This is a genomic window from Marinobacter sp. UBA3604, from assembly GCF_002375325.1.
In the GTDB taxonomy this organism is placed as follows: Bacteria; Pseudomonadota; Gammaproteobacteria; order Pseudomonadales; family Oleiphilaceae; genus Marinobacter; species Marinobacter salarius.
The window spans coordinates 51463-74438 of record NZ_DFMB01000017.1; the positions used below are offsets into that span (position 1 = coordinate 51463).

Below are 22976 nucleotides of genomic sequence, written 5' to 3' on the forward strand. Positions count from 1 at the left end.
TGGTATGCGTGCCGGGTAACGGGAAATGACAGGTGTGCCCAGGGCACCCTGACATAAAGGATAGCTTACAACACCGAATTTGCATCCGCCGTTTGCCATTTGGCAACCCGCTCAGCGCCGCCTCGCCAGTATCCGCCCGGCGGCTTCGTCCATTTGCTTCTGTTCCCTGACATCCTGCTCCCGCTGCTCGTGCCGGCGACAGGTTTCAATGTACTTTTCCATTCCCCGGCGCCGCTCCCAGGCCCTCTGCCATTCTTCCCGGCATGCCTGGAGCCGTTCTGCCGCCTGTGTCAGCAGTTTCTGCTGTTGCACAATCACCTGATCCAACTGGGCTATAAACGCCTGCCAGCCCTGGAGGCGAGCAACAGACACCACACCTTTCTGGCTACTGCGGATCTGTTCCCGGTATTCCCGCTGATACCGCTCAAGGTTTTCTATCTGCTGGCGCTGGGCTTCATGATGCTGCTGTGCTTCCGCCATTTTTTCCAGGGCGGCCTTTTCTTTACGTTCTTCCAGAGTGAGCACGACCGAAAGGCGCTGGGACCTGAGCATCACCTACCACCTCCATCGGCCTGTGGTGGGGTCTTGGGGCGATCGGGAGAGCGTCTTTCCGGCACCACCGCAAGCAACTGCTGGATGCTGTCCTCCAACGGTGCGCTTTCGTTCAACCCCTGCTGGAGGAACTGTCCCATGTTGCCGATATGGGTGATGGCAAAATCGGTTTCAGGATCTGATCCTTTTACATAGGCCCCGACACTGATCAGGTCCCTGGCCTGCTGATAGCGGGAGTAGACCTGTTTGAAGCGCTGGGCGCGGGCAAAATGTTCGGTCTCGGTAACCTGCGGCATTACCCGGCTGATGGACGCCTCCACATCGATGGCGGGGTAATGGCCTTCTTCCGCCAATCGCCGGGACAGCACAATGTGGCCATCCAGGATCGCCCGCGCGGCGTCCGCGATAGGATCCTGCTGGTCATCGCCTTCCGTCAGTACGGTATAGAATGCGGTAATAGAGCCACCACCAGGCCTGCCATTGCCGGTACGCTCAACCAGTTGCGGCAATTTGGCGAAAACCGAAGGCGGATAGCCCTTGGTGGCTGGAGGCTCGCCCACGGCCAGAGCAATTTCCCGCTGGGCCTGTGCATAGCGGGTCAATGAATCCATCAACAGCAATACCCGCTTGCCCTGATCCCGGTAGTATTCCGCAATCCGGGTGGTCAGCATGGCAGCACGCAGGCGCATCAGTGGTGAGTCATCGGCGGGGGAGGCAACCACAACAGAGCGGGCAAGCCCTTCGTCCCCAAGGATATCCTCAATGAACTCTTTAACCTCACGACCCCGTTCGCCGATCAGGCCAACCACCGTGATATCCGCGTTGGTGAAGCGGGTCATCATACCCAAGAGAACACTCTTGCCAACGCCGCTGCCGGCAAAGAGGCCCAGGCGCTGCCCTTGGCCGACAGTCATCAGTGAATTGATAGCCCGGATACCCACATCCATGGACTGACGCACCGGCGCACGGTCCAGCGGGTTGATGATATCGCCACTGAGAGACACGCGGGCTTCCGCCTGCAGCGGGCCCTTGCCGTCCAGTGGCTCGCCGTTGCCGTTGACCACCCGCCCCAGCAACTCCGGGCCGACCGGCACCCGGCTGGCCACCGACAACGGCACCACCCTGGCTCCAGGGCGCAACCCCTCTATGGCCGTAAGCGGCATCAGATAGACACGGTCATCCTCAAAACCCACCACTTCCGCTTCCACGGTGCCGGCGCCCTGCCCGGTAATCACGCAGCGGTCGCCGACCACCATGGGGCAACCCACACATTCCAGGGTAAGGCCTACCATGCGCGTCAGCCGCCCGGACAGTTCCGGCTGGGGGTCTTCGGTAAAGTAATCCTGCAGTCGTGTCAGGCGTTCAGCCAGGTGTGCTGTCATGGCCTTCATCCTCGTCGGAGTCAAGCACATCGTGCCGGAAGTCGGTCAGATCGCCCATCATGGCATCAAGCTCTTCCCCCTCACCGGCGGATTCGGTGTCCAGTTGGCGGTCCAGCATGCCCTGAACGGCCTTCTGGAAGCGTTTTTCCACCGTGAAGTCCACCAGGCTGTGGCGGGTTTCCAGCTTGCAACCGCCCCGGAGAACAGAAGCATCTTCGACAATGGAGGTCGCCGCCTCGAACCTGTCGGCAACCTCACTGACCCATTGATAGTCATCCGGATGAATATGGATGCGCACGTTTTCCGTTGTAGATGGTAGCGCCGTCATCGCCTTGCGGACCACGTCGGTAATGTGGGAAGAATCCAACGACAGCTCCCGGAACACCACGGAGCGCGCAAGAACGGTCGTCAGATTGACCAACGCCGTTTCCACCTCGTCTTCATGGCGTTTGATTGGTTCCAGTAATTCGCCAAGCAAATGCTCCAGCCGGTCCAGCTTGGCATCCACCTCCTTGCGGGTGTCCGCCAGGCCTTCCTCCGCGCCCTGCTCGCGGCCCTCGGCAAGCCCTGCTTCAAAGCCTTCCCGGTGCCCCTGCTCACGACCTTCACTCAGCCCCGCCTGATACCCTGCGTCACGGCCTTCCGCATGACCGTCTTCACGGGCCGCCTGGCGGATCTCCTCAATATCAGCGGCGGTCAACGGCTTTACGTCGCGGTCTTCTTCCTGCGCGATTTCATTGCCGCGCGCATCCAACAGCGGAAGCTCCCAACGCTCGTAGGCCGTGAGGTTTTCCTTGGGAATGCGATCGAGGTTGCGACGGGGATCTTTCATCACATCATTTCTTCGCCAGCACCACCAAGGGTGATCTCACCAGCTTCAGCCATACGACGGGCAATGGTAATAATGTCCTTCTGGGCAGACTCCACTTCACTGACCCGTACCGGCCCCTTGGCCTCCAGGTCATCCTGCAGAAGTTCTGCGGCCCGCTTGGACATGTTCTTGAAGATTTTCTCCTGAACGGCGTCATCGGCGCCCTTGAGCGCGACGACCAGCACCTCGGAAGACACTTCCCGCAGCAACGCCTGAATACCACGGTCGTCAATGTCCTTGAGGTTATCGAAGACAAACATCAAGTCCTCGATTGTGGACGCCAGGTCCGGGTCCATGTCCTTGATGGAATCCATCAGGCCGCCTTCAACGCTGCGGTCCATGAAGTTCATGATGTCAGCCGCCCGTTTGACCCCGCCGATGCGGCTGGTCTGGGCCGCTGAGCCACCGGAGAACTGCTTCTCGAGGATATCGTTGAGTTCCTGCAGTGCCTGCGGCTGGATACTTTCCAGCGAAGCCACCCGCATCATTACATCCAGGCGCACCTTGTCGTCCAGAGTGCCGAGGATCTCCGCGGCCTGGTCCGGATCGAGGTAGGAAATAACGATGGCCTGAATCTGGGGGTGCTCGTAACGGATAATATCGCCCACCGCACGGGGTTCCATCCACTTCAGGGTATCCAGGCCGGTGGTGTTGCCACCAATAAGGATACGGTCGATCAGGCTGGAGGCCTTGTCGTCCCCCAGGGCCTGGGTGAGCATGGTGCGAATGTAATCATCATTGCCAACCCCCAGCCCGGTCTGGCCGCCAACAGCCTCGACAAACTGGTTCAGGACATAGGTAACGTCGTCCTTGCTGACGTCTTTCATCTGGGCCATGGCCACGCCAACCCGCTGGACCTCTTTCGGCCCCATGTGCTTGAGCACTTCGGCAGCGTCGTTTTCGCCCAGTGACATCAGCAGGATTGCCGCCTGCTCCACCCGCGGAATCTTGCGCTGGGGCTTTTGCGCCGCATCAGGCTGGCGGTTGTTCTCATCAGTCATCGACATTCACCCACTGGCGCATCACCTGGGAGACCCTTGCGGGGTCTTCAGCAATCAGGCCTTTCAGTGCATTCAATTGCCTATCATAGCTGTCTGTCGCGCCGGGCAAAAGCAGATCGTCCTGTGAATGCATGGCTTCGCGCAGAGCGTCGCCGCCTTCGATGCCATCAAGGCCGTCATAGCCGTCGTCGGAGTCACCCCTGCGTTCGCTGCGGCCACCGCCGGACAGACTTTTCAGGGTGGGTCGCAACAGGCCCAGAACCAGAACCAGAATGACCAGGCCTGCGAGCACCTGCTTCATCAGGTCCCAGAACCACGGCTGCTCCCAGAACGCCGGTGCTTCAAACTCGATCTGCTCTTCGGCGGCGAACGCAGTGTTCATCACCGTAACACTGTCACCCCGGGCGGCCGAATACCCCACGGCATCGCGTACCAGCATGGTCAGGCGCTGCAGTTCCTGTTCCGGCCAGGGTTCATAGCTGACTTCGCCGGTCTGGGGATCCACCACTTTCATATCATCAACCGCCAAGGCTACCGACAAACGTTTTATGCGGCCAAGTTCCTGGCGGATATAGCTGACAGTGCGGTCCATTTCGTAGTTTCGGGTCGACTCTTCACGCACGTTCACCGGCGGCGCCTGGACGTTGCCCTCGTCATCGGCGGTTGCCTGTTCCGGAACTGTCGGCTGAGCGGGCGGCTGGTTGGACAGGGCGCCGGGGATTCCACTGGCGCCGCCACCGGCACGCCGCTCGGACATCTGGCGCTCGCTGCGCACAGCTTGCTGTTCGGGATTGAACAGCTCCTCAGCCTGTTCCACCGAGGAGAAATCGAGATCAGCCGTCACTTCCGCACGGAAACGACCGTCGCCCACCACCGGCCTGACCATGGAGGCAACCCGACGAGCCAGGCGATCCTCAACGCGGGAGGTGTAATCGTACTGGTCTTCAATCTGCTGGCTGTCACCGCCGTCTTCACGACCGGTGAGCAGGTTTCCACTCTGGTCGACCACGGTCACATTGTCCTTGCTCATTTCCGGAATGCTGCCGGCAACCAGGTTCACGATCGAGGCAATCTGCTCCTGCTCCAGGCGACGACCGGCAATTACTTCAAGGAACACGGACGCTGTCGGCGTGCGCGCGTCGCGGACAAACACCGAGCGCTCCGGAATCGCCAGATGAACCCGAGCGGCACGAACCGTGCGCATGCTGCCAATCGTTCGTGCCAGCTCGCCTTCCAGGCCACGGCGGAAACTGATGGTTTCCATAAACTGAGAGGTTCCAAGTCCACGGTCCTGGTCCAGCAGTTCGTAGCCCATGGTCTGCTCGTCCGTCACGCCCTCTGCTGCAAGTTTCAGGCGGGCGTTATAGACCTCATCGGAGGGCACCAGCAATGCGCCTGTGCGTGGATCCATACGGTAGTCGATGTTGTTGGCATCAAGAATGGTCGTGACATCCTGTGGGTTGTAGCCGGACATATCCCCCACCACAGGCTGGTAATTGGGCTCCTGGGCCCAGAGAACCACGGCAACGCCAAGGGCAACACTGGCGGCAAGCCCCACCATCAGGCCCACCTGTCGCAGCAGGTTCAACCGGTTGAAGCCGAAAATCAGGTCGCTACGGCTCTCGCCGGTATCGTCTCCCCGCGCCGCGGGCATGTTCGAGGATGAGGTTTCAGCAGGTACGCTGGCCATGGGTCCGCTCCGCTATCAAACCGGCATATTCATGATGTCTTCGTAGGCCTTCACCACCCGGTTACGGACCTGGGTCAATGCCTCGAAGGAGATGGATGCTTTTTCAGACGCGATCATGACGCGGGAGATATCCATGTTCGGATCGCCCATTTCATACGCCGTCTTCATATCACTGGATGTTTGCTGGAGTTCGTTCACAGAACCCACAGCCTGGCTGAGCATGTCGCTGAATTTGGGAGTGTCGGAGGTTTCCTGGACCTTGGACGGCCCGTCCATCCGTCCGCGAATGTTGTTGTCCTGTTCAACCCGCTGATTCTCCATCATCTGCGAGCGCATATTGCGAATTTCTGAAAGGACACTGTTGATGTCAGCACGCTGAACCATGATTCACTCTCCCGGCCCGCCGTATAAATGGGCAAGCCATTGACCTGGACATATCTGAACAGGTCAAAGCAAACCGCAGGCCAACATAATTTATTTGTTAATTTTCATAATGTTAATTAACAATCGGAGAGAAAGGCGAAAGACAGCGACGGTCTTTTGACGTGGGCACAAAAAACGGCACCCTTGGGTGCCGAACGAAGGAGCCTGTTGGCTGTGGTCAGGCGGCGGCCAGCTCTGCATCCAGATCGATGCCGGCATCGCGCATCTGGGCCAGTTTGTATCGGAGCGTGCGCGGGCTGATACCCAACTGCTCCGCCGCCCGGTTGCGTCGACCACGCTCTTTTTTCAACGTTTGGATGATAATCCGGAATTCACGCTGTCGGACTTCATCACCCAGTGACGTGGAAGATAGCGCTCCGAGACCCGACAGGCTTTCCTCGGCATAGGTATCCTGAGCGTCCCGATCAGGTGACTCAGCCCCGGATTCGGAAACGACTGGGTGTGGCGAGGCCGGAGATGTCGTGCCGGCGGGGCCACTTTCCATACGCCCGGTAATTCCGAGTTCCAGGCAAAGGTCACCAGCATGGATGACATTCCCCTGGTGCAAGACCAGCGCCCGCTGTATCGCGTTGTCCAGCTCGCGAACGTTGCCCGGCCATTGATGACCCATCAGCGCATCTCTGGCGTCGGGCGCGAAGGTCACGCCGGTCAATTTCATCTTGCGGCAATGATTTTTCAGCAACGCATTCGCCAGCGGCATGATATCCAGTGTACGTTCGCGCAGTGGCTGCCAGTGCATGGGGAAGACTGTCAGCCGGTAGTACAGGTCTTCACGGAATTTGTTTTCCCGCACGTAATCGGACAGATCCCGGTTGGTGGTGGCAATAACCCGTACATCCAGGGCGATGGTCTTGCGACCACCGACCCGCTCAACCTCGCGCTCCTGCAGCACCCGCAACAGCTTGGATTGCAGGCCAGGATCCATTTCCGAAATCTCATCCAGCAGGATGGTGCCACCGTTGGCCTGCTCGAACTTGCCCGGGGAGGATGCAACCGCACCGGTAAAGGCGCCCTTCTCGTGGCCAAACAGGATGGCCTCCAGCATATTCTCGGGAATTGCCGCGCAGTTGATCGCCACGAACGCCTGGTCAGACCTGGGAGACTGCTGGTGAATATAGCGCGCCAACACCTCTTTACCAGTTCCACTTTCCCCGGAAATCATCACCGTCGAGTCACTGGCTGCCACCTTCGCCGCCAGTTGGAACATCCGTTTGCTGATCGGATCTTCCGCAACGGGCTGGTCGACACTTTTCTGACGGCCGCCGCCGACCACTCTGGTCACCGCATCCACGAGCACTGAGGGCTCGAATGGTTTGACCAGGTAGTCGATGGCGCCGGACTGCATCGCGGACACCGCATGGCTGATCTGACCATAGGCGGTGATCAGCATGGTCGGCAGGCCGGGGTACCGTCTTTGTATTTCATGCAGCAAATCGTGACCGGACATTCCAGGCATGTTCACATCACTGACAACCATATCCACCGGCGACTCAGCCAGCTTCGCCAGGGCCTGCTCCGCATTGGCGGCTTCACGCACGCGAAACTTTGCCAGCTCAAGGGTGGTAACCAGCGCTTCTCGAAGATCCTGGTCATCCTCAACAATCAGAATTTGGGCTTTGGCCATAATAGCCTCCGATCAGTCATTCTTTGATGGCTGCTGCCGACGGTCACCCGTCGACAACGAACGCATCAATGGCAGGGAAATGATGGCAACAGCACCTCCGGCGGCAGGCGCATCAATCGAGAAACGACCCTGGTGCGCTTTCACCACCGCCTGGACCACGGCAAGGCCCAAGCCGGTGCCGTGGGATTTGGTGGTATAGAACGCTTCCAGCAATTGACTTGCCTGCTCCGTGGTAAACCCAGGACCGTTATCACTCACGCGCACCACCAGTTCCTCGTCACCGGACACAACGGCAACTTCAACGTTCGTCGCCCCGGCCTCCACGCTGTTGTTCACTAGGTTGGTACAGGCACCCACCAGAGCATCACGATTGCACATCAGCGCGGCGCTATTGACCTGGTCACTCAACTCCACCGACACACCGGCAGGGAGCTTCAGTCCTTCCAGCGCGGAAGCCAGCGCCTGAACCAGGGTGTCGGCAGACAATTCCTCTGCCAACCGCGTCTCGCCCCGGGCGAAAATAAGCATGTCACGCACCTGCTGCTCCAGGTGCGTCAAGCGGGACATCAACCGTGAGGCACAACGCTGACGCATCTCCTCGTCCAGGTCTTCCTGGCTGAGGTGCCCGCCATACAGAATGGCAGCCGACAGCGGTGTGCGAATTTGATGAGCCAGGGAGGCCACCATCTTGCCCATGGCGGAAAGCCGCTGGGCATGGGCGAGCTGAGACTGCAAATGACGGGTTTCAGTCAAGTCGGTCAGCAGGATCAACTGCCCCGGCTGGTTTTCCATGGTACGAATTTCAATACTGACACGACGGCCATCCTTGAGTGACACTTCGTGGCCATCGTCGCGGCGGGGCGCAAAACAGCGACGGATAACATCCACCCACCGCTCTCCACCAAGAGGCTCCCCCAACAACGTGATCGCCGCCGGATTGGTCTGGGTCACCACCCCCTGGCTGTCGAGCACCACAACCCCGGCCGGTAGCGCATGCAGAAGCGTCGAGAGCCGGTCTGCCAGCTCCTCTTTCTGCTCCAGCTCCGCCTGGCGCTGCTGGGATTCCGCGGACAGCTCCCCGGACAACTGATTAACACGGGACTCAAGAGTGCGGTAGGAATCAGTGATCTGTCGGGACATCTGATTAAACAGCTCCAACGCTGTCCCCACAGCCTCATCGTCCTGCTCCGGGAACAACGCCGTCACCTTGTCATTGACATCGGCAGCCGCATTGGCAGACGCCTTTGCTGACGACAAACCCACAAACTGTAACTGACTCATAAACTCGCCCTCTGACCGGACTAACCCCCGGCCCGTACCAATCGGATGGATCGTTTGGACGAGACTAAGCCAGCACTGTGCCAACTTTAAATTTTGTTTATTTTTCAAAAGGAAGGAAAAACAGAGGAAAGGTATACGACGGGTTTCCGTCGCCTAAAAACAGCGATGGCGCCGAAGGTTACGAACCTTTGACGCCATCAGAAACCGGTTTTTTGGGGGATTGATCAGCTCTCCTCGGACTCCTCATCCCGAAGTCCATACTTCCGGACCTTCTCAACCAGCGTCGTCCGACGAATCCGAAGCTTTTCGGCTGCCCGGGCCACTACTCCTCCGGCCTCATCCAGCGCCTGCTGAATCAACTGCCTTTCAAGATTGGACAGGTAGTCCTTCAGGTCGATGCCGTTCACCGGCAGCAGAGCCGGCGCATCCAGCCCCACCAGCCCGGGAATGCCAGAGGGCATACCGGAGTCTTCCACTGGCCGGTTCTCGTCGTAATCGTCAACGTAACGGAACTTCTTGGGCAACTCCTGAACCCCAATGACACCGTAGGGGTGCATAATCGCCAACCGCTCCACCAGATTCGCCAGTTCGCGAACATTCCCGGGCCAGTCGTGGCGGCAAAGACTCATGATCGCCGCCGAGTTCAGCCTGAGGGAGCCCCGCTTTTCTTTCTCCATCCGCGAAATCAATTCATTGATCAACAGCGGAATGTCTTCCACCCGGTCACGTAAAGCGGGCATTTCAATGGGGAAAACGTTCAGGCGGTAATAGAGATCTTCACGGAAATCGCCCGTTTCAATCATGTCTTCGAGATGTTTATGAGTCGCGGCAATGACCCTGACGTCGGCTGACTGAGTCCGGTTACTGCCAACACGCTCATAAGTGCGTTCCTGCAGAACCCGCAGAATCTTGACCTGCATGTTCAATGGCATGTCGCCGATCTCGTCCAGAAACAGGGTGCCCCCCTCGGCCATTTCAAACCGACCTACCCGCGACGTGATCGCGCCGGTGAACGCGCCCTTCTCGTGCCCGAACAATTCGCTTTCCAGTAATTCCGCTGGAATGGCACCGCAGTTGACCGGCACGAAGGGCTTGTCGCGACGAGAGGAATGGTAATGGAGGTTTCGCGCCACCACTTCCTTGCCCGTTCCCGACTCGCCAGTAATCAGCACACTCACATCCTTGTCGGCCACCTGCTCCATTAATTGGCGTACCGATTGCACTTTTCGACTCGTACCAACAAGGCTACGGAAAAGCTGCAGACCACGTTGCTGCCCCCGTTCACGGGAACGTGCAAACTGATCCCGGTAGATCTGTGCACGGTAGAGCGAGTCCACGAATTTGGTGTAGTTAAGCGGCCATTCCATGCGGGCAATTACCCGGCTTGTCTCGTCGTCGGAGAGGCCCGCCAGATCAGGGTCGCCAACCAACAGCAAAGGCACCCCCTGAGCGACCTCGCACACGGTTGAAATCACTGCGGTCACGCCATCGTCCTCGCCGTTAACAACGGCAACGGAAATTGACTCCAGATCCTCAGCGTCACCGCTGCTCAGCAGTGAATGGGCATCGGCCCCAACGACAATGCCCTCTTCGCCGATAAACTCAAGAATGGTAGAAATGTCACGTCTTTTCGCATCGTCCTCGCTGAGCACCAGCACCTTGTTATTCTTCGACATCCAAACGAATCTCTTGCGGGGATTTGTGCGGTATTTAAGACTGTAAGTGGGCCTGAGTCAATTTTATGACGCTATTTTGGCCGATTTAACGAGACGTTTTGATAGGCTTTTGCCGCGCTGCGGTTCTGGTTCACCCCTTTCAGCGCTTTCTGGGCTTCCGCCTTGGCTTCATTTGCCGAAATATTGGCACGATCACAGAATGTCTGCAGGGCTGCCAGCCTTTCCCTGACTGGCTCAGGGCTCAGATCGCCGGCCTCAAGGGCCGCCATAACCGGCTCGATCGTCGGTTTGACCAGCTCATTCAGACGGGACAGTTCGTCCCAGTTCTTCTCCGCAAGCGCGGTCTTCAGGTGTTCAACCAGGGTATCCACTGCCTCTAGCTGTTCCGGTACCGACATAATTGCATCTCCTTGAAAACGGTCCGGTAGCGCCCCGTGCCTCGACCGGCCCGGGGCTGCCAGTCATCAGCGGCGGGCTGCTCTCCGGGCTGCCGAGGCAGAAAACTGATTACCACGGAAGCCTGGCTCGAAATCATAGGCGGGGAAGCCGTTATCCAGACCATCGATGTAATAGCGCTGGGCGTTCAGATCGTAAGTCATCTCCATGGTAGTCCAGAATACCGGCTCACTGTAGTAGCTGATGTTGTGAGCTTCGGACACCCGCCAGAGTTCATCATTGCTGTCGTACTCCTCCGTGGCAAGAATCTGCCAGCTATCTTCGTCGACGTAGAACACCCTGCGGGAATAGATATGACTGATACCGGTCCGCAGTTTCGCTTCGACAACCCATACCCGATGTAGCTCGTATCGGGCCAACTCCTGGTTGATGTGCTGTGGCCGAATGACATCGTCCGGCTGGACATCCGCGTCGTGAAGCTTGTAGGCATTGTAGGGCACGAAGATCTCACGCTTGCCTTTCAGCTCCCAGTCGTACTGGTTAGGGGCGCCATTGTACATGTCTTTCTGATCAACCGAGCGGAGGGATGAAGAGTTCGGCAGATCGGTTTCATAGGCCAGGTTCGGTGACCGGCGCAGCCGCCTTGAGCCGGCATCGTATCGCCACGCGAGCCGGGGTGAGCGAATCTGATCCAGGGTTTCATGAACCAGAGTGATGGTGCCCGCGAGACTGGATGGCGCGATGGTGTCGGTTTTCAGGTAAAAAATCTTGTTATCGATATCGGCGAGGTTCGCGCCGCGGCGGCTATAGGCAAAGTAATAGTCGTACTGGTTAACAACCTGGTTGTAGGAACCGTTCACCTGGGGCGTCGCTGAAGCGCTACGGAACGACAGTTCCTCTCCGCGATAACGCAGGATGTGGTTCCAGATCACCTCCAGGCCATTCTTTGGAATCGGGAAGGGGCTGGTCATGATGGTGTCACGCACACCGTTTCCGTTCGCCAGAAGTTCCGCGCTGCGGGCATTCTCCCGGGACTTTTCGTACACATCTTCCGGGAAGGCCGCGGTACGACGGGTCTGGTACACCGGCATCACAAATTCCGGACCATATTGCTCAAGCATACGGATGTGTCCGTCGGTCAGCTTGTCGCGATATAGATCCACATTCGCGCCGGTAATAACAAACAGAGGCTCATCCTCGGGAAACGGGTTGGTTTCCACCTGCCCCGGTTTCCAACTAGCGGGCGGCTTGGTTAGCCCACCTGTCCACGCCGGAATGCTGCCAGAGGCATTGCCCTGCCGCTCAGCTCCAACTGGAGTCAGTTCGCTAGCCAGCCGCTGAGCTTCGGATTCACTGACCTTTGCCAACGCAACGCCTGACAACCCAAACAATGCCACTGTAAAACCCGTGACCCATTGGTTCCGCATTCCCTTCTACCTCCAAGGTAACCGATCAACCCATGTATCATTCGCGGTTTGGCATGCCTACGCCGGAAACAACAACAGGCGATCAAATGTTATTCAATCGGGGCGCCTTTTTGCCAAATTCAAACGACCGTTTCAAGTGAATCTTTGTAGTTTCTTGTCAAAACCACCAAACCAACGGTGGGAGGAGAAATTCACAATGAAAAATGTTATAGTTGGCGATTAATTCATCGCACAGCAGTGAAACCACTCTCAGGTACTACCATGGCTTCACAGTGGCATTCATTGGTTTCCCAGAAAATATTCCTGGCTCGCAACCTGTTGGGGCAGCTGGAGCACAGCGACAGCGTTCCAACGCAAGAAGCGCTGCTGCAAGGCAGCATAGAGCTAGGGCTGAGGGCTCGAAAACTGACGCTGGTAATGATCGCCAGGGTGTATCAGCACAAACATAGCCAGCCTGATGACCTTGAGGCACTGGATGAGCTGATCGGAACCCACAGCCCGGAAATGACAGAACTGGAGCAACTGGCCAGTGACGGGCGGAGTTGGTGGAGTCATCTCGAGCAGCTTGAGCGTCATCAGGGCAATCCCCCGGTGACCCGAAAAACGGTCAGCAATGAAAACGTGATTGCGGTTGCAGCTGACACCGGCCCGGATCGCTCAAAGCAGGCTCTGGAAACCACTCTGGGCGCGATGAAACACTTTATCGATATCCTCGAGGATCGGCACAGCGAATGGTAATGAACCACGGCGTTGCCGAACCCAACAGGAATGAACTGAAAGGCTAACTTAATGTCACCATCGTTTTTCGAGATTGTACAACTGAGCAACGGAGACTATGCGCTTCGCCGCATCGACGACGACAGTGCACCACTGGTCCAGATATCATTTTCGACGGAAGCCAGGGAGATGATGGAAGACCGGGATATGAACGTGGCCAAGGCCATGATTGCAGCCGGTATTGAGGCCGTCGGTAACGTTGCCCATGATATCGACTGGGAAGACGAAGAGCCGGACACTCAGGACATCCGGCCCTCCTACACACTTCATTGACGATCAGCGCTGGCGCAGCACCACACCATGACTGTTACCCCGAGCCGAAGCCTGCTCCAGTGACGCGAGCGCTTCGCGCCCGAGCTTGTGGGTCCACATGACCACAGCGTGACAGGTGCCTGCGCTCAGTGCTCGCTCGGCAAGCTCCCCGGCTGGGTAGTCAGGAGTAGACCTCAACACCAACAGTTCGCCTGCAACGATGCCACGCATGGTCTGCCACTTACTGACAAGGCTTTGGGGCGGATCAATCCAGGCTAACCAACGCTTCTCCTGATTCAACTGCGTAAGCATCGGTAGCAATAGCTGGAAGTTCTCAACCTGCCCTTCGGGCAAAATGATTTCGGTCACATTACCTGCCGGTTTGGCTGGGCGACTCCTGACAGCAGGCGCCCTGACGGTATCATGGTCGCTCATACCGGCAACCTCTGAACCGACAAACCTGCCGCCTCTGTGAGCATAAGCCAGATTCTGATTAAAGCTGAGTTGTTCCATGATAAGCCTCACCTGCCGTTAAGCCGCGCCCGCGGTGTTCAACACTCAACGAAACACAGCCGGATATGTCCGGACACCCTGGGGGTGTCAGTGAAGGTCCGAGCGCCGTATGACCCCGACGCCGAGCCCCTCAATGAAGAGTTCCTGTTCTGTCAGATCCACTTCTATGGGTTCGAATTCCTCGTTCTCGGCGATCAAGTACACTTTCGAGCCTTCCTTACGGAACCGTTTGACCGTGACTTCCTCACCTACCCTCGCCACAACCACTTGTCCGTTGTGCACATCGTGGGTGCGGTGCACCGCCAACAGGTCGCCGTCAAGGATGCCAATGTCCTTCATGCTCATGCCGCGTACCCTGAGCAAATAATCCGCCGAGGGCGAGAAAAATTCAGGCTGCAGGGTGCAATGGTCTTCGATATGCTCCTGGGCCAGTATGGGGCTACCGGCCGCCACCTGACCGATCACTGGCAAACCAAGATCAGCCTCTACATCGGGAAGACGTATTCCCCGGCTGGCTCCCGGCACCATCTCGATGGCGCCTTTTCGGGCCAGTGCCCGCAGATGTTCTTCTGCGGCATTGGCAGAACGAAACCCAAGTTCCGCCGCGATTTCTGCACGGGTCGGCGGATACCCGGTCTCGTCAAGGTAGCGACGAATAATATCCAGTACCTGTGTCTGCCTAGCTGTCAGCTTCATTTAGGTTGCCCCGGTTAGCCCTGTTTTTATATACAGTGATTTGACTATATACAGTGTTTTATCCAGTGTAAACCCTGTAAACGCAATTTTTCCTTGAGCCGCACTGGGTGGCCCGTCCACCACGCCCTGACGTATGACTGTGTTAAGGTAATCGCAACCAAGATAGGGAGTCGCCTGAATGAGCAACAGATGTAGGTTACCGGACATCCTCAAGACGGATGATGGCAAGGAACGCAGAGTTGGCGTTGAAATTGAGTTGTCCGGCCTCGGTTACGAAGATCTCGTCTCGCTGTCCGCAAAACTGCTGGGAGGTACCGGAAAGTCTGTTGCGCGCTATGTGTCCGAGGTTGAAACGGAACTCGGTGACTTTACCATCGAACTGGATTCGGACCCGATAAAGGACCTTGATCTGGCCGACGAGCGTCTTCCCGAGTCCGTCAGGGAACTTGGCGGCCAGGCCATGAGCGTGATCGACGCAGCCGCCGAGAAAATCGTGCCCCTGGAGATCGTCAGCCCTCCGCTGGCTTTCAGTAAGCTGGAACGCATAGAGACACTTTGCGATGAGCTGCGAAGAGCAGGCGCACTCGGCAGCCGGGAGGCGCTCTATTATGCCTTTGGTTTGCAATTGAACCCGGAGCTACCGGACCTCAGAGCCACAACGCTGGTGCGCTACCTGCGGGCCTTCGCTGCGCTCTACGAGTGGCTGAAGGCACGCCACCAGATCGATTTCAGCCGTAAGCTGACCAGCTACATTGAGCCCTGGAGCAGCACCTACATTGACCTTCTGATTTCAGAGGATTATGCGCCGGACATGGAGCAATTAATGCGGGACTACCTGCATTACAATCCAACCCGCAACAAGGCCCTGGACCTGCTCCCGCTGTTCGCACACCTGAACAGCGATTTGCTCGCAGAATACGTGGAGGATGAGCGCATCAAAAGCCGGCCAACGCTGCATTACCGGCTACCCGACTGCGACATTGATAACCCTGACTGGCATTTTTCCACGGTTTGGAATGACTGGATTGTGCTGGAACAACTGGTGGCCAACGCTGATGACTTATCGAAACTGGTTACGGAGTTTCGCAACAGTCGCAAACTGAGCCTCCATAACCTGACCCACAGCTGGTTAGACACGTCTGACCAGTGGCTTCGGTCCGGGAACTATGTCTGAAAGCCCGGTAGATAAGCCTGAACATCCGGGCCTTACGATTGGCATCAGCGGCCCGGCACGCCGCAGCCTCGCCCACCGGCTGATCACCTTCGCGCTGCGCCTCCACGGTGCGCGAACCCATTTTATCCGCCCGGGTTCGAAGGTGGACGTCTCGTTGCTCGACGGCCTTGTGCTCTCCGGTGGTACCCACGTGCACCCTTCGCGGTACGGCCAGACTCCTCAGGTAACCGCCCGGTATGACGTGCGCCGCGACGAAACCGATGTTCGTCTGCTGTCCCGTGCAGAAGAATTGAACATCCCGGTACTGGGTATCTGCCGCGGCGCCCAGTTTATCAATATTTTCCGCGGCGGATCTTTGTGCCAGAACGTGACACCTCTGCGGGTGAACACCCGCCACCGGCCGTTACTGTTACCGCTACAGACTGTTCGGGTCGTCAGTGACAGCCGCCTGGGAGAGGTGATGCGCAGCCCGGTGATTGGCGCGAACCGCATCCACAGCCAGAGCATCAAAAAACTGGGCACACATCTCCGCGTTGTCGCCGTGGACAACGACTCGTTTGTGCAAGCGATAGAAAATACACGTGGGCAATGGCTAATGGGCATCCAGTGGCACCCGGAGTACCTGCTTTATCATGGCGGCCACCGGCGGATTTTCAGCCATTTCGTGCAGGCTGCGGAAGACAGGAAGCTGATTCGGCTGGATGAACCTGTCGAAGCCGCCGGAGAAGATGATGAGAATACCGCTCAAAATGGCAGATAACGCTGCAACACGGCCTTAATTTCACGAATTTCCCGAGCGTCGTCGGGCAGAGCCGTCAAATAACGGGCCGCCCACTCTTTCAGTTGCTCGCGGGTGGTCACATAATGGGGGTCGCTCCCGGTCAGCCTGAACAGGATATCACGCTCCCGGGGCGTCAACCTGACCTGATTCTCGTGCAATAACATGGAGATCCAACTATGTTCCACAACGTCCATCGATACCTGCTGGCCTCCACGGCCCTGATTCTGTTTCCCCTGGGCGCATCAGCAGCAGAAGTCAGCCTGAGCGGTCAGGCCTCAGTCAAGTATACGCCAGACAGCGCACGGCTGCAGTTCACCGCCCGCGCCGAGCACAAGCTTCCCGAGACGGCCACTGAGGAAGTCAACGAGCAGATGGAGAAGTGGCGGGAGAGCATCGAGGACTTCCGCGACCGGCTCAAATCCTACAGCGACGCCTCGTTGAACCTTTACAGCCGTTCGATTCCATCACCAGAGCGTCACGAGGAGCCCCGACGAGTGGCCGTGGCTTCACAAACGGTCAGCTTCACCATCGATGACCTCTCTCTGCTCAACCCGATTCTTGCACAGGCGCAATCACTGGGTATGGACTACAACGTCGGTCCCCATCAGTTTTTTCATTCCGATGAAGTCGGTTTGCGCAAACAGGCCCTGGCGGGCGCCATTGCAGATGCGAAATCACGCTGCGAATTTGTTGCCCGGGAACTGGACAAACAGTGCGGAGAGGTGATGACCATTAACGTCGATGGTGGCCATCAACCCCCGATGCCAATGATGGCGGAAATGCGAGGCGCCTCGGACGCTGTCTCAGCGGTCGGTTCCCGTGAACTGGAGGCCCGGGTTAGCGCGACTTTTGAACTGGAGTAAATCACCCGCTCAGAAGTCCCGCGTATAGAATATATCCAGGGAGGCTGCCAGGCCACTGGCAGCCTCCAGATAGAAGTAACGTCCGATATCGTAACGTAGCGCCACCGTGGTGATGGGCTGGAAGATGCCGACACCGTAGCGGATGCTGAGTTCATCCGTCAGGTAACCACTGGCCACTACTGCCGATTCATCCCCTGAGCCTTCCGCCTCCAGCGTCAGATTGCGTATTCCGAATTCCTCGCCAATACCCTGGGTTACCTTGTTAGCCTGAGTCAGCCCCAGCGATATGGCTGCCCTGCTCATTTGCCCCTCATCACCACGACTTTGCGGTGCCCGGCCGAGGATCACATACGAGAGCGCATCGGTCTGAGGCATTTCCGGTTCAGAAAACACTTCGGTCCGGGGCGAGCTCACCGGGCCGCTGAGGCGGATGCCGGCCACCACGTTGTCCACACGCCGCACTGCCTCGATGTCCAGGTACGGTTCTGACAGTGGCCCCACAAACACCAGCCTGGCCCGGCGCAGGTCGAGCTCCTGACCGTAGGCCTCATACCGGCCTTCAACAAGCTGCAGGGCACCTCGGGTATCCAGGTTGTTGCCGATACGCAGTGTCCCCTCAAGGTTACCGGTGACACCGAAACCACTAAAGCTGACCTCGTCCTCACCGACCACGACAGTGACGTCCATATTGAGAGTGCGGAGCCCGCCTTCCTTCTCCTCAGCGCCGACGACAACCTCGTCCTCGGATACGGACACGGCCTGGGCGGGCAACTCGCGGATTTCGATCGTGCCCCGGGGTACGTTCAGGTTACCGGAAACCGACAGATCGCCGCCTTCGTAGGCGATAGTGATATCCGGCACCAGCTCCACTTGGGCGTACGGCTCGTAATTGAAGGGCAAACGGTCACCGGTCAGCCGCACTTCCACCGACGGTTCCGCCTCCCAGGCCAACGACCCTTCTATGTTGCCGCTTCCGCGTTCATTGCTGCGCCAACGTCCGGACAAATCCGCGCTATATCCTTTCAACTCCAGGCTGACCACCAGATCCTCAAGCGGAATCGGTAACCGTGGATCGGCAATGTGACCGCCCGAGAGCGCAAGCTCGCCGTTTACAGCTGGCTTCATTAGCGGCCCAGACAGTGTCCCCTCGCCATTGAGCTCTCCCTCAACAACCTCCAGCCCGGCAAATATGCCAGCCATGGCGATATCCAGGCCTTCGATGCTGAATTGCCCATCGACTTCACGGGCATCACTATCCGGGTCGACCGACATGCCGACAGAGAGATTACCAATATCGGGGCCCTGCAACTGCAGGTCCAGCTCCGCCACACTCGGCTTCAAACTCAGGCGCGTGGTGAAGGTGTTGTAGCTCAGGCTCTCCCATTCGTCCCTCACCTGCACTTCAAACTCGCCGGAACCGGCGTCGATGGATACTTCACCATCCGGCCCATCTTCCGTCATGACCAGTTGCAGGTCAGCATTCAGCGTTGCGTCCCAACGCAGGGTGTCCGGCAACAGCGGGGAGAGTGCCGTGGTCGGGAAGTTTTCAATGCGATAGGCGATATCTTGAGTCGGGAGCAGAGTCTGGTCCTCGGCACAGACAGACGCCTGTTGCCACTGCCAGCAGTGCTGTCCCAACGTGAGCTTGCCCGCTTCGGTATACTCGAGGGCCGCGGACTCTGATAGGGTCCATTGCTGGCCTTGGGCAGGCACACTGATTTGCCCCTGCTCAAGCGCACCCACCCAGGCATTCCAGCTTTCCGAGGCGTCTCCGGCCAGCAACAGCGACAACTCAGCCTCTTTGTGGCGGGCGTTTAGCCTGAGTTGGTGATCATCCCGAGTTCCCGTCAGTGCCAGCGACAAGTCTTCCAGTAGCTGTTCGCCATACCGAACTTCCTTTCCCCGAAGATCCGCCTGGATGTTGAACCCTTCGCGCAGCGTGGCCGTCAGGTCCAGGCTGGACAGACTCAATTGATCCTGCCATGCCAGGTCGCTGCCAGTGAGTGTTACCTTGCCACGGGGTTGGTCCACGGTGCCGGAAACCGAGGCCGTACCGTTGACCGAACCCGCCAGCCCCGGCAGGAAGGTTTCCGGCGCAGGCAGGTTCAGTTCCAGGTTGCCGTTAATCTGTTGTCCCCATCGGCCCTGGCCGGTCACCCGGTTGTCCCCTACCTCAAGCTCCAGGTCCGACAATGTCCAGTTACCGGCATCACTGTCCAGCGCACCTCGCATCAGCGCCTCATTGGCCTGCCAACTTCCGGAAAGGTCCCATTTTGCCTGCAGCGTAGGCGTTCCTCCCTCCTGCAGACGTCCGCTGGTATCCACGTCGCCGCTCAGGCTCGCTTCCAGGGCGGGGAGCCAGAAACCAGGGTTAAAGCTGTCCAGCGTCAGGCTTGCATCCCAGGACAACTGATCAGCGAACGCCACGTCCGCACGGCCGCCGAGAAAACCCGCGCCGGTATTGACGCGCAGGTTCGTCAACGCAACGGACTCCAGGTCACCCTCAAGATCCCCCGCCATATCGGCGTCGCCCATGGGGCCGCTGACACTGGCGTCAATGCTCGCCTGATAGGCTCCCCCCTGGTATTGAACGTCGCCGTTGAATTGGCGCAATGTGACCGGCGGCTGTTCAAAATCCGGAATCAGGCTGTACCAGGGAAAAGCGTCGAGACTGACCTTGGCGTCTGCCTGAAGCGCCTGCTCCCAGCTTACGTTGCCGGTGACCCGGAGACGGCCCGTCTCAGCCTCAGTAGTCCCGGGGCCCGTCAAGACGAGCTCCAATCCATCGAGGCCCTCTGTAGTCACCAACCCCTTCAGTGACACGGGAATATCGCCTGTCGATCCGGGCAGCACGGTGCGGGAATCCGAGCGGAAACCGTTCTCAAGGCTGCCTTTCAAGGCAACCACGGTGTCTGTCAGCATCAGGGTTTTCGGTAACCCCTCCGCCGGGACGAACCGGCTGGAACGAACGATCAGTTCCGCCGGCAGGGCGCTGTCCAGCGGCGCCACCCGGCCAGCCAGCGTGGCATCAAGATAACCGCTGCTCTGGCCCTTAACTCTCAGGTCTGCAGCGCTCCCGGTCAGATTGAGTGCCAATTGCCAATCAGCGCCATACGGGGGCGGGAGCATCAGCCCAACCTCCAGATCCAGCGGCCAGTCGCCCCGGGTCTGGAGCCTGCCGGAGGCATCAATACTGATATCGTCCCGAACAAAGGCGAGGTTCTGCAGATGCCAGTCCGAACCGGAACCCTGAGCCTTGAGCTGGAGCCGGTCCCAGACCTTGGCATCGTTGAGCGTAAAGGGACCAAGGTTCACGTCCCGGACCACCAGCCCCAACGGAAGGTCGACACTGGGTAGACTGATATCACCGCTGTCTTCTTTGGGCTCGCCGGACGGCTGCAGAGTCAGATCAATGCTGTCTGCCAGGAGTCGCTCCAGACAGAGCTGTTTGTTGAACAGGCAGGTGGGCGACCAGTCAACGACCGGCGACTCTACCTTTAGCCCCACACCGTAGCCCTGCCATGTCAGGGAGGCTGCCTGCCACTGTCCCAGCAACGAACCCTGCCCCTGCTCGACCTCGAGGCCGGGAACCTGATCAATCACCCAGGCTGTACCGGTTTCCGAACGCAGCGCCAGCACCAACAACCCAAGCAGTAACAGCGGTAGCAGGACAATAACGGCCAGCGCTATCAACAACCCGTTTCTCAGGCGTTTTGACCGTTTTGGTGTTGGAGTTTTCGCTTCGTCGCTCATAACTCCGGCCCCATGGAAAAGTGAATGCGCCACTCACCGCCAAACTCGGGATCCAGGCCTTTGGCGACGTCCAGGCGCAGCGGCCCGACCGGGCTGATCCAGCGAATGCCCAGGCCGGCACCCGTCGCCAGCGGGTCCGACAGGTCATCCACGGCGTTGCCTTCGTCAACAAACGCCGCGACCCGCCAGTTTTCGGTAAACTCGTACTGATACTCGACACTGCCTACCATCAGGTAACGGCCACCAATGGCCACATCCTCGCTGTTCCGGGGTGACAGCGTCTCATAGCCATACCCCCGCACCGTCTGGTCGCCACCGGCAAAGAACCGCAATGACGGCGGCACATCCGAGAAGCGATTGGTGGCCACGCCACCAAACTGGAACCGGGACAGAAAACGGTGGTTGTCCGCCAGGGTGTAGAGGCCCTTTACCAGAACATTGGCATGGAGAATATCCACATCGGAGATGACGGCACGGTGAGAACCGGTCACATCGAACTGGATGCGATATCCCCGGGATGGATCCAACGGCGAGTCCGCCTGCAGTTTCGAATACCCAAGCCCCGGCAGCAACAGGCTGCTCTGCTCGGGGTCATCATCGCCGATGCGAAAACGCTCACCTTCCCAGCGGATCGATGCAACCTGCAACCAGCCGTTATCGAGCTGGTGTTTCCACTGCTGGCCAAGGGTCAGCAGTTCAGACTCCACATCCTCAATATCCTCCCGCTGATACCCGGCGGAAAGGCGAATGGAATCGGTCATGGGAGGATCAAGGGGCAACTCGTACCAGGCGCCCACGTTTTGTCGCGGCACCGAGAGTTCCGTCTGCGCGCCGCGGCGATGACCCATGGGGTTGATCCAGTGCTCCCGCCAGTTACCGCTGAAACGCGGCCCCACATCCGTGGAGAAACCGACACCGGCTGCAACCGAGCGCGGAGGACGAGTGGTCAGGTCCACCGACACGGGTATCACTCCCTCCTCGGCTTTACCAGGCGAAGCGTCAATGTCCACTCCGGAAAAATAACCGCTGTTGGAGAGATCGCCGCTTAGCCTCGCGACCTTGTCGGCGTGATAGATCTCACCGGGCTCAAAACGTACGAATTGCTCAAGCAACTGCTCCTCAAAGCCATGCCCTTCCTTGAAGCTCACTTCGCCCAGGCGATATCGCACGCCACTGCGAAAGACCAGGGAAATATCCGCAGTGTGCTGTTCCGGGTTGACTTCCAGCCGGCGGGTGGTGAACTCACCATCAAAATACCCCAGCCGGGTGGCTCGGTTCTGGATGGTCTGCCGCAACGTGCTGTACTGACCGTGATTCAGCACATCCCCCTCCGATGGCTTTTCCGGCAGGGTTCCCACGAAATCGGGGTCCCGACTGGCCGGGCCTTCGATGGACACCTGCCGGGAACGGACGCGAATGGGTTCGCCGGGCTGCACGGTCAATACCAGGCGAGCGGGTGTTTCGTCATCGCCGGGCTGTTCGACCACTTCCCACTGAATCATCGGGCTGTAGTAGCCCAGCGCACGGAGCGCCTCTTCCACTTGTGCTTCGGCGGTGCTGGCGTATCGTCTGAGGCTTCCGGCACTGCGGCCCTCAACCTCACCCAGGAAGGCTTCCGCATTATCCTGAAGCTGCGGATAGTCCCCCTCCACGTTGACCTCCACCTGCTGCGCCCAGGTCAATCCCGGTGTTGCCAGCATCATCAGCCAGACGATCCCGACAGGGCTTAGAAACAGAGGTCTAATGTGGGAACGCATCAAGCAGCATTACTTCAGTGAAAGTGGGTGAAAAGGCGCGTTGGCAGTATGAGTGTACCGGGTAGC

21 protein-coding genes are annotated in these 22976 nt (G+C 58.5%); 5 read left to right on the forward strand and 16 right to left on the reverse strand.

What is annotated here, in order from left to right; translation table 11 throughout:
- Positions 1 to 111 precede the first annotated feature (111 nt).
- The 11 genes from fliJ to B2590_RS05300 all read right to left on the reverse strand — a co-directional run bounded on the left by fliJ (position 112) and on the right by B2590_RS05300 (position 12344).
- The gene (gene fliJ, locus B2590_RS05250) at positions 112 to 552 is read right to left on the reverse strand and encodes a flagellar export protein FliJ (protein ID WP_036204835.1); all 441 of its coding nucleotides are present in this window, start codon (positions 550 to 552) and stop codon (positions 112 to 114) included.
- Entirely contained in the window at positions 552 to 1943 is a 1392-nt protein-coding gene (gene fliI / locus B2590_RS05255; protein ID WP_227517887.1) for a flagellar protein export ATPase FliI, read from the reverse strand. The genes fliJ and fliI overlap by 1 nt, the downstream gene beginning before the upstream one ends.
- Complete coding sequence (locus B2590_RS05260; protein ID WP_036204831.1) at positions 1915 to 2766, reverse strand: flagellar assembly protein FliH; 852 nt, start codon at positions 2764 to 2766, stop codon at positions 1915 to 1917. The genes fliI and B2590_RS05260 overlap by 29 nt, the downstream gene beginning before the upstream one ends.
- On the reverse strand, positions 2766 to 3806 hold the full coding sequence (fliG, locus tag B2590_RS05265) for a flagellar motor switch protein FliG (RefSeq protein ID WP_041333672.1): 1041 nt from the start codon (positions 3804 to 3806) through the stop codon (positions 2766 to 2768). Before fliG ends, B2590_RS05260 begins: the two co-directional genes overlap by 1 nt.
- Positions 3799 to 5496: a flagellar basal-body MS-ring/collar protein FliF gene (gene fliF / locus B2590_RS05270; RefSeq protein ID WP_036204825.1), complete on the reverse strand. Its 1698-nt coding sequence runs from the start codon at positions 5494 to 5496 to the stop codon at positions 3799 to 3801. The genes fliG and fliF overlap by 8 nt, the downstream gene beginning before the upstream one ends.
- Positions 5497 to 5511: 15 nt before the next feature.
- Positions 5512 to 5880, reverse strand: a complete 369-nt coding sequence (fliE, locus tag B2590_RS05275) for a flagellar hook-basal body complex protein FliE (RefSeq protein ID WP_036204822.1) — start codon at positions 5878 to 5880, stop codon at positions 5512 to 5514.
- 217 nt (positions 5881 to 6097) lie between these two features.
- Positions 6098 to 7564: a sigma-54-dependent transcriptional regulator gene (locus B2590_RS05280; protein WP_041335984.1), complete on the reverse strand. Its 1467-nt coding sequence runs from the start codon at positions 7562 to 7564 to the stop codon at positions 6098 to 6100.
- A 12-nt stretch (positions 7565 to 7576) separates the two neighbouring features.
- Positions 7577 to 8845: a sensor histidine kinase gene (locus B2590_RS05285; RefSeq protein WP_286811371.1), complete on the reverse strand. Its 1269-nt coding sequence runs from the start codon at positions 8843 to 8845 to the stop codon at positions 7577 to 7579.
- 224 nt (positions 8846 to 9069) lie between these two features.
- Positions 9070 to 10521: a sigma-54 dependent transcriptional regulator gene (locus tag B2590_RS05290; RefSeq protein ID WP_036204813.1), complete on the reverse strand. Its 1452-nt coding sequence runs from the start codon at positions 10519 to 10521 to the stop codon at positions 9070 to 9072.
- Positions 10522 to 10592: 71 nt separating this feature from the next.
- Positions 10593 to 10919 (reverse strand): hypothetical protein, encoded by a 327-nt coding sequence (locus B2590_RS05295; protein ID WP_041335978.1) that lies wholly within the window; start codon positions 10917 to 10919, stop codon positions 10593 to 10595.
- A gap of 66 nt (positions 10920 to 10985) precedes the next feature.
- On the reverse strand, positions 10986 to 12344 hold the full coding sequence (locus B2590_RS05300; protein ID WP_036204795.1) for a DUF1329 domain-containing protein: 1359 nt from the start codon (positions 12342 to 12344) through the stop codon (positions 10986 to 10988).
- Between the two features lie 261 nt (positions 12345 to 12605).
- Here B2590_RS05300 and B2590_RS05305 point away from each other — a divergent pair, with 261 nt between their 5' ends.
- Positions 12606 to 13082, forward strand: a complete 477-nt coding sequence (locus tag B2590_RS05305) for a DUF6586 family protein (protein WP_036204793.1) — start codon at positions 12606 to 12608, stop codon at positions 13080 to 13082.
- 51 nt (positions 13083 to 13133) lie between these two features.
- On the forward strand, positions 13134 to 13394 hold the full coding sequence (locus B2590_RS05310; RefSeq protein ID WP_007155189.1) for a hypothetical protein: 261 nt from the start codon (positions 13134 to 13136) through the stop codon (positions 13392 to 13394).
- 3 nt (positions 13395 to 13397) lie between these two features.
- Here the strand turns inward: B2590_RS05310 and B2590_RS05315 are convergent, their stop codons facing one another.
- Positions 13398 to 13808: a cell division inhibitor SulA gene (locus B2590_RS05315; protein ID WP_371915653.1), complete on the reverse strand. Its 411-nt coding sequence runs from the start codon at positions 13806 to 13808 to the stop codon at positions 13398 to 13400.
- A 165-nt stretch (positions 13809 to 13973) separates the two neighbouring features.
- Positions 13974 to 14582, reverse strand: a complete 609-nt coding sequence (lexA, locus tag B2590_RS05320; RefSeq protein WP_036204787.1) for a transcriptional repressor LexA — start codon at positions 14580 to 14582, stop codon at positions 13974 to 13976.
- A gap of 178 nt (positions 14583 to 14760) precedes the next feature.
- On the opposite strand from lexA, the gene B2590_RS05325 reads away from it, so the two are divergent.
- Complete coding sequence (locus B2590_RS05325; RefSeq protein ID WP_036204785.1) at positions 14761 to 15756, forward strand: amidoligase family protein; 996 nt, start codon at positions 14761 to 14763, stop codon at positions 15754 to 15756.
- Positions 15749 to 16516, forward strand: a complete 768-nt coding sequence (locus B2590_RS05330) for a gamma-glutamyl-gamma-aminobutyrate hydrolase family protein (protein WP_036204783.1) — start codon at positions 15749 to 15751, stop codon at positions 16514 to 16516. The genes B2590_RS05325 and B2590_RS05330 overlap by 8 nt, the downstream gene beginning before the upstream one ends.
- Here the strand turns inward: B2590_RS05330 and B2590_RS05335 are convergent.
- Complete coding sequence (locus tag B2590_RS05335) at positions 16501 to 16701, reverse strand: hypothetical protein (protein WP_007155194.1); 201 nt, start codon at positions 16699 to 16701, stop codon at positions 16501 to 16503. The two genes, B2590_RS05330 and B2590_RS05335, sit on opposite strands and share 16 nt — an antisense overlap.
- A 12-nt stretch (positions 16702 to 16713) precedes the next feature.
- Here B2590_RS05335 and B2590_RS05340 point away from each other — a divergent pair, with 12 nt between their 5' ends.
- The gene (locus B2590_RS05340; protein ID WP_036204779.1) at positions 16714 to 17400 is read left to right on the forward strand and encodes an SIMPL domain-containing protein; all 687 of its coding nucleotides are present in this window, start codon (positions 16714 to 16716) and stop codon (positions 17398 to 17400) included.
- Positions 17401 to 17409: 9 nt separating this feature from the next.
- Here B2590_RS05340 and B2590_RS05345 read toward each other — a convergent pair whose 3' ends face one another.
- Together B2590_RS05345 and B2590_RS05350 are read right to left on the reverse strand one after the other, a co-directional pair.
- Entirely contained in the window at positions 17410 to 21153 is a 3744-nt protein-coding gene (locus tag B2590_RS05345; protein ID WP_278366973.1) for a translocation/assembly module TamB domain-containing protein, read from the reverse strand.
- The gene (locus B2590_RS05350) at positions 21150 to 22856 is read right to left on the reverse strand and encodes an autotransporter assembly complex protein TamA (RefSeq protein WP_199447289.1); all 1707 of its coding nucleotides are present in this window, start codon (positions 22854 to 22856) and stop codon (positions 21150 to 21152) included. Before B2590_RS05350 ends, B2590_RS05345 begins: the two co-directional genes overlap by 4 nt.
- Positions 22857 to 22976: the final 120 nt, after the last annotated feature.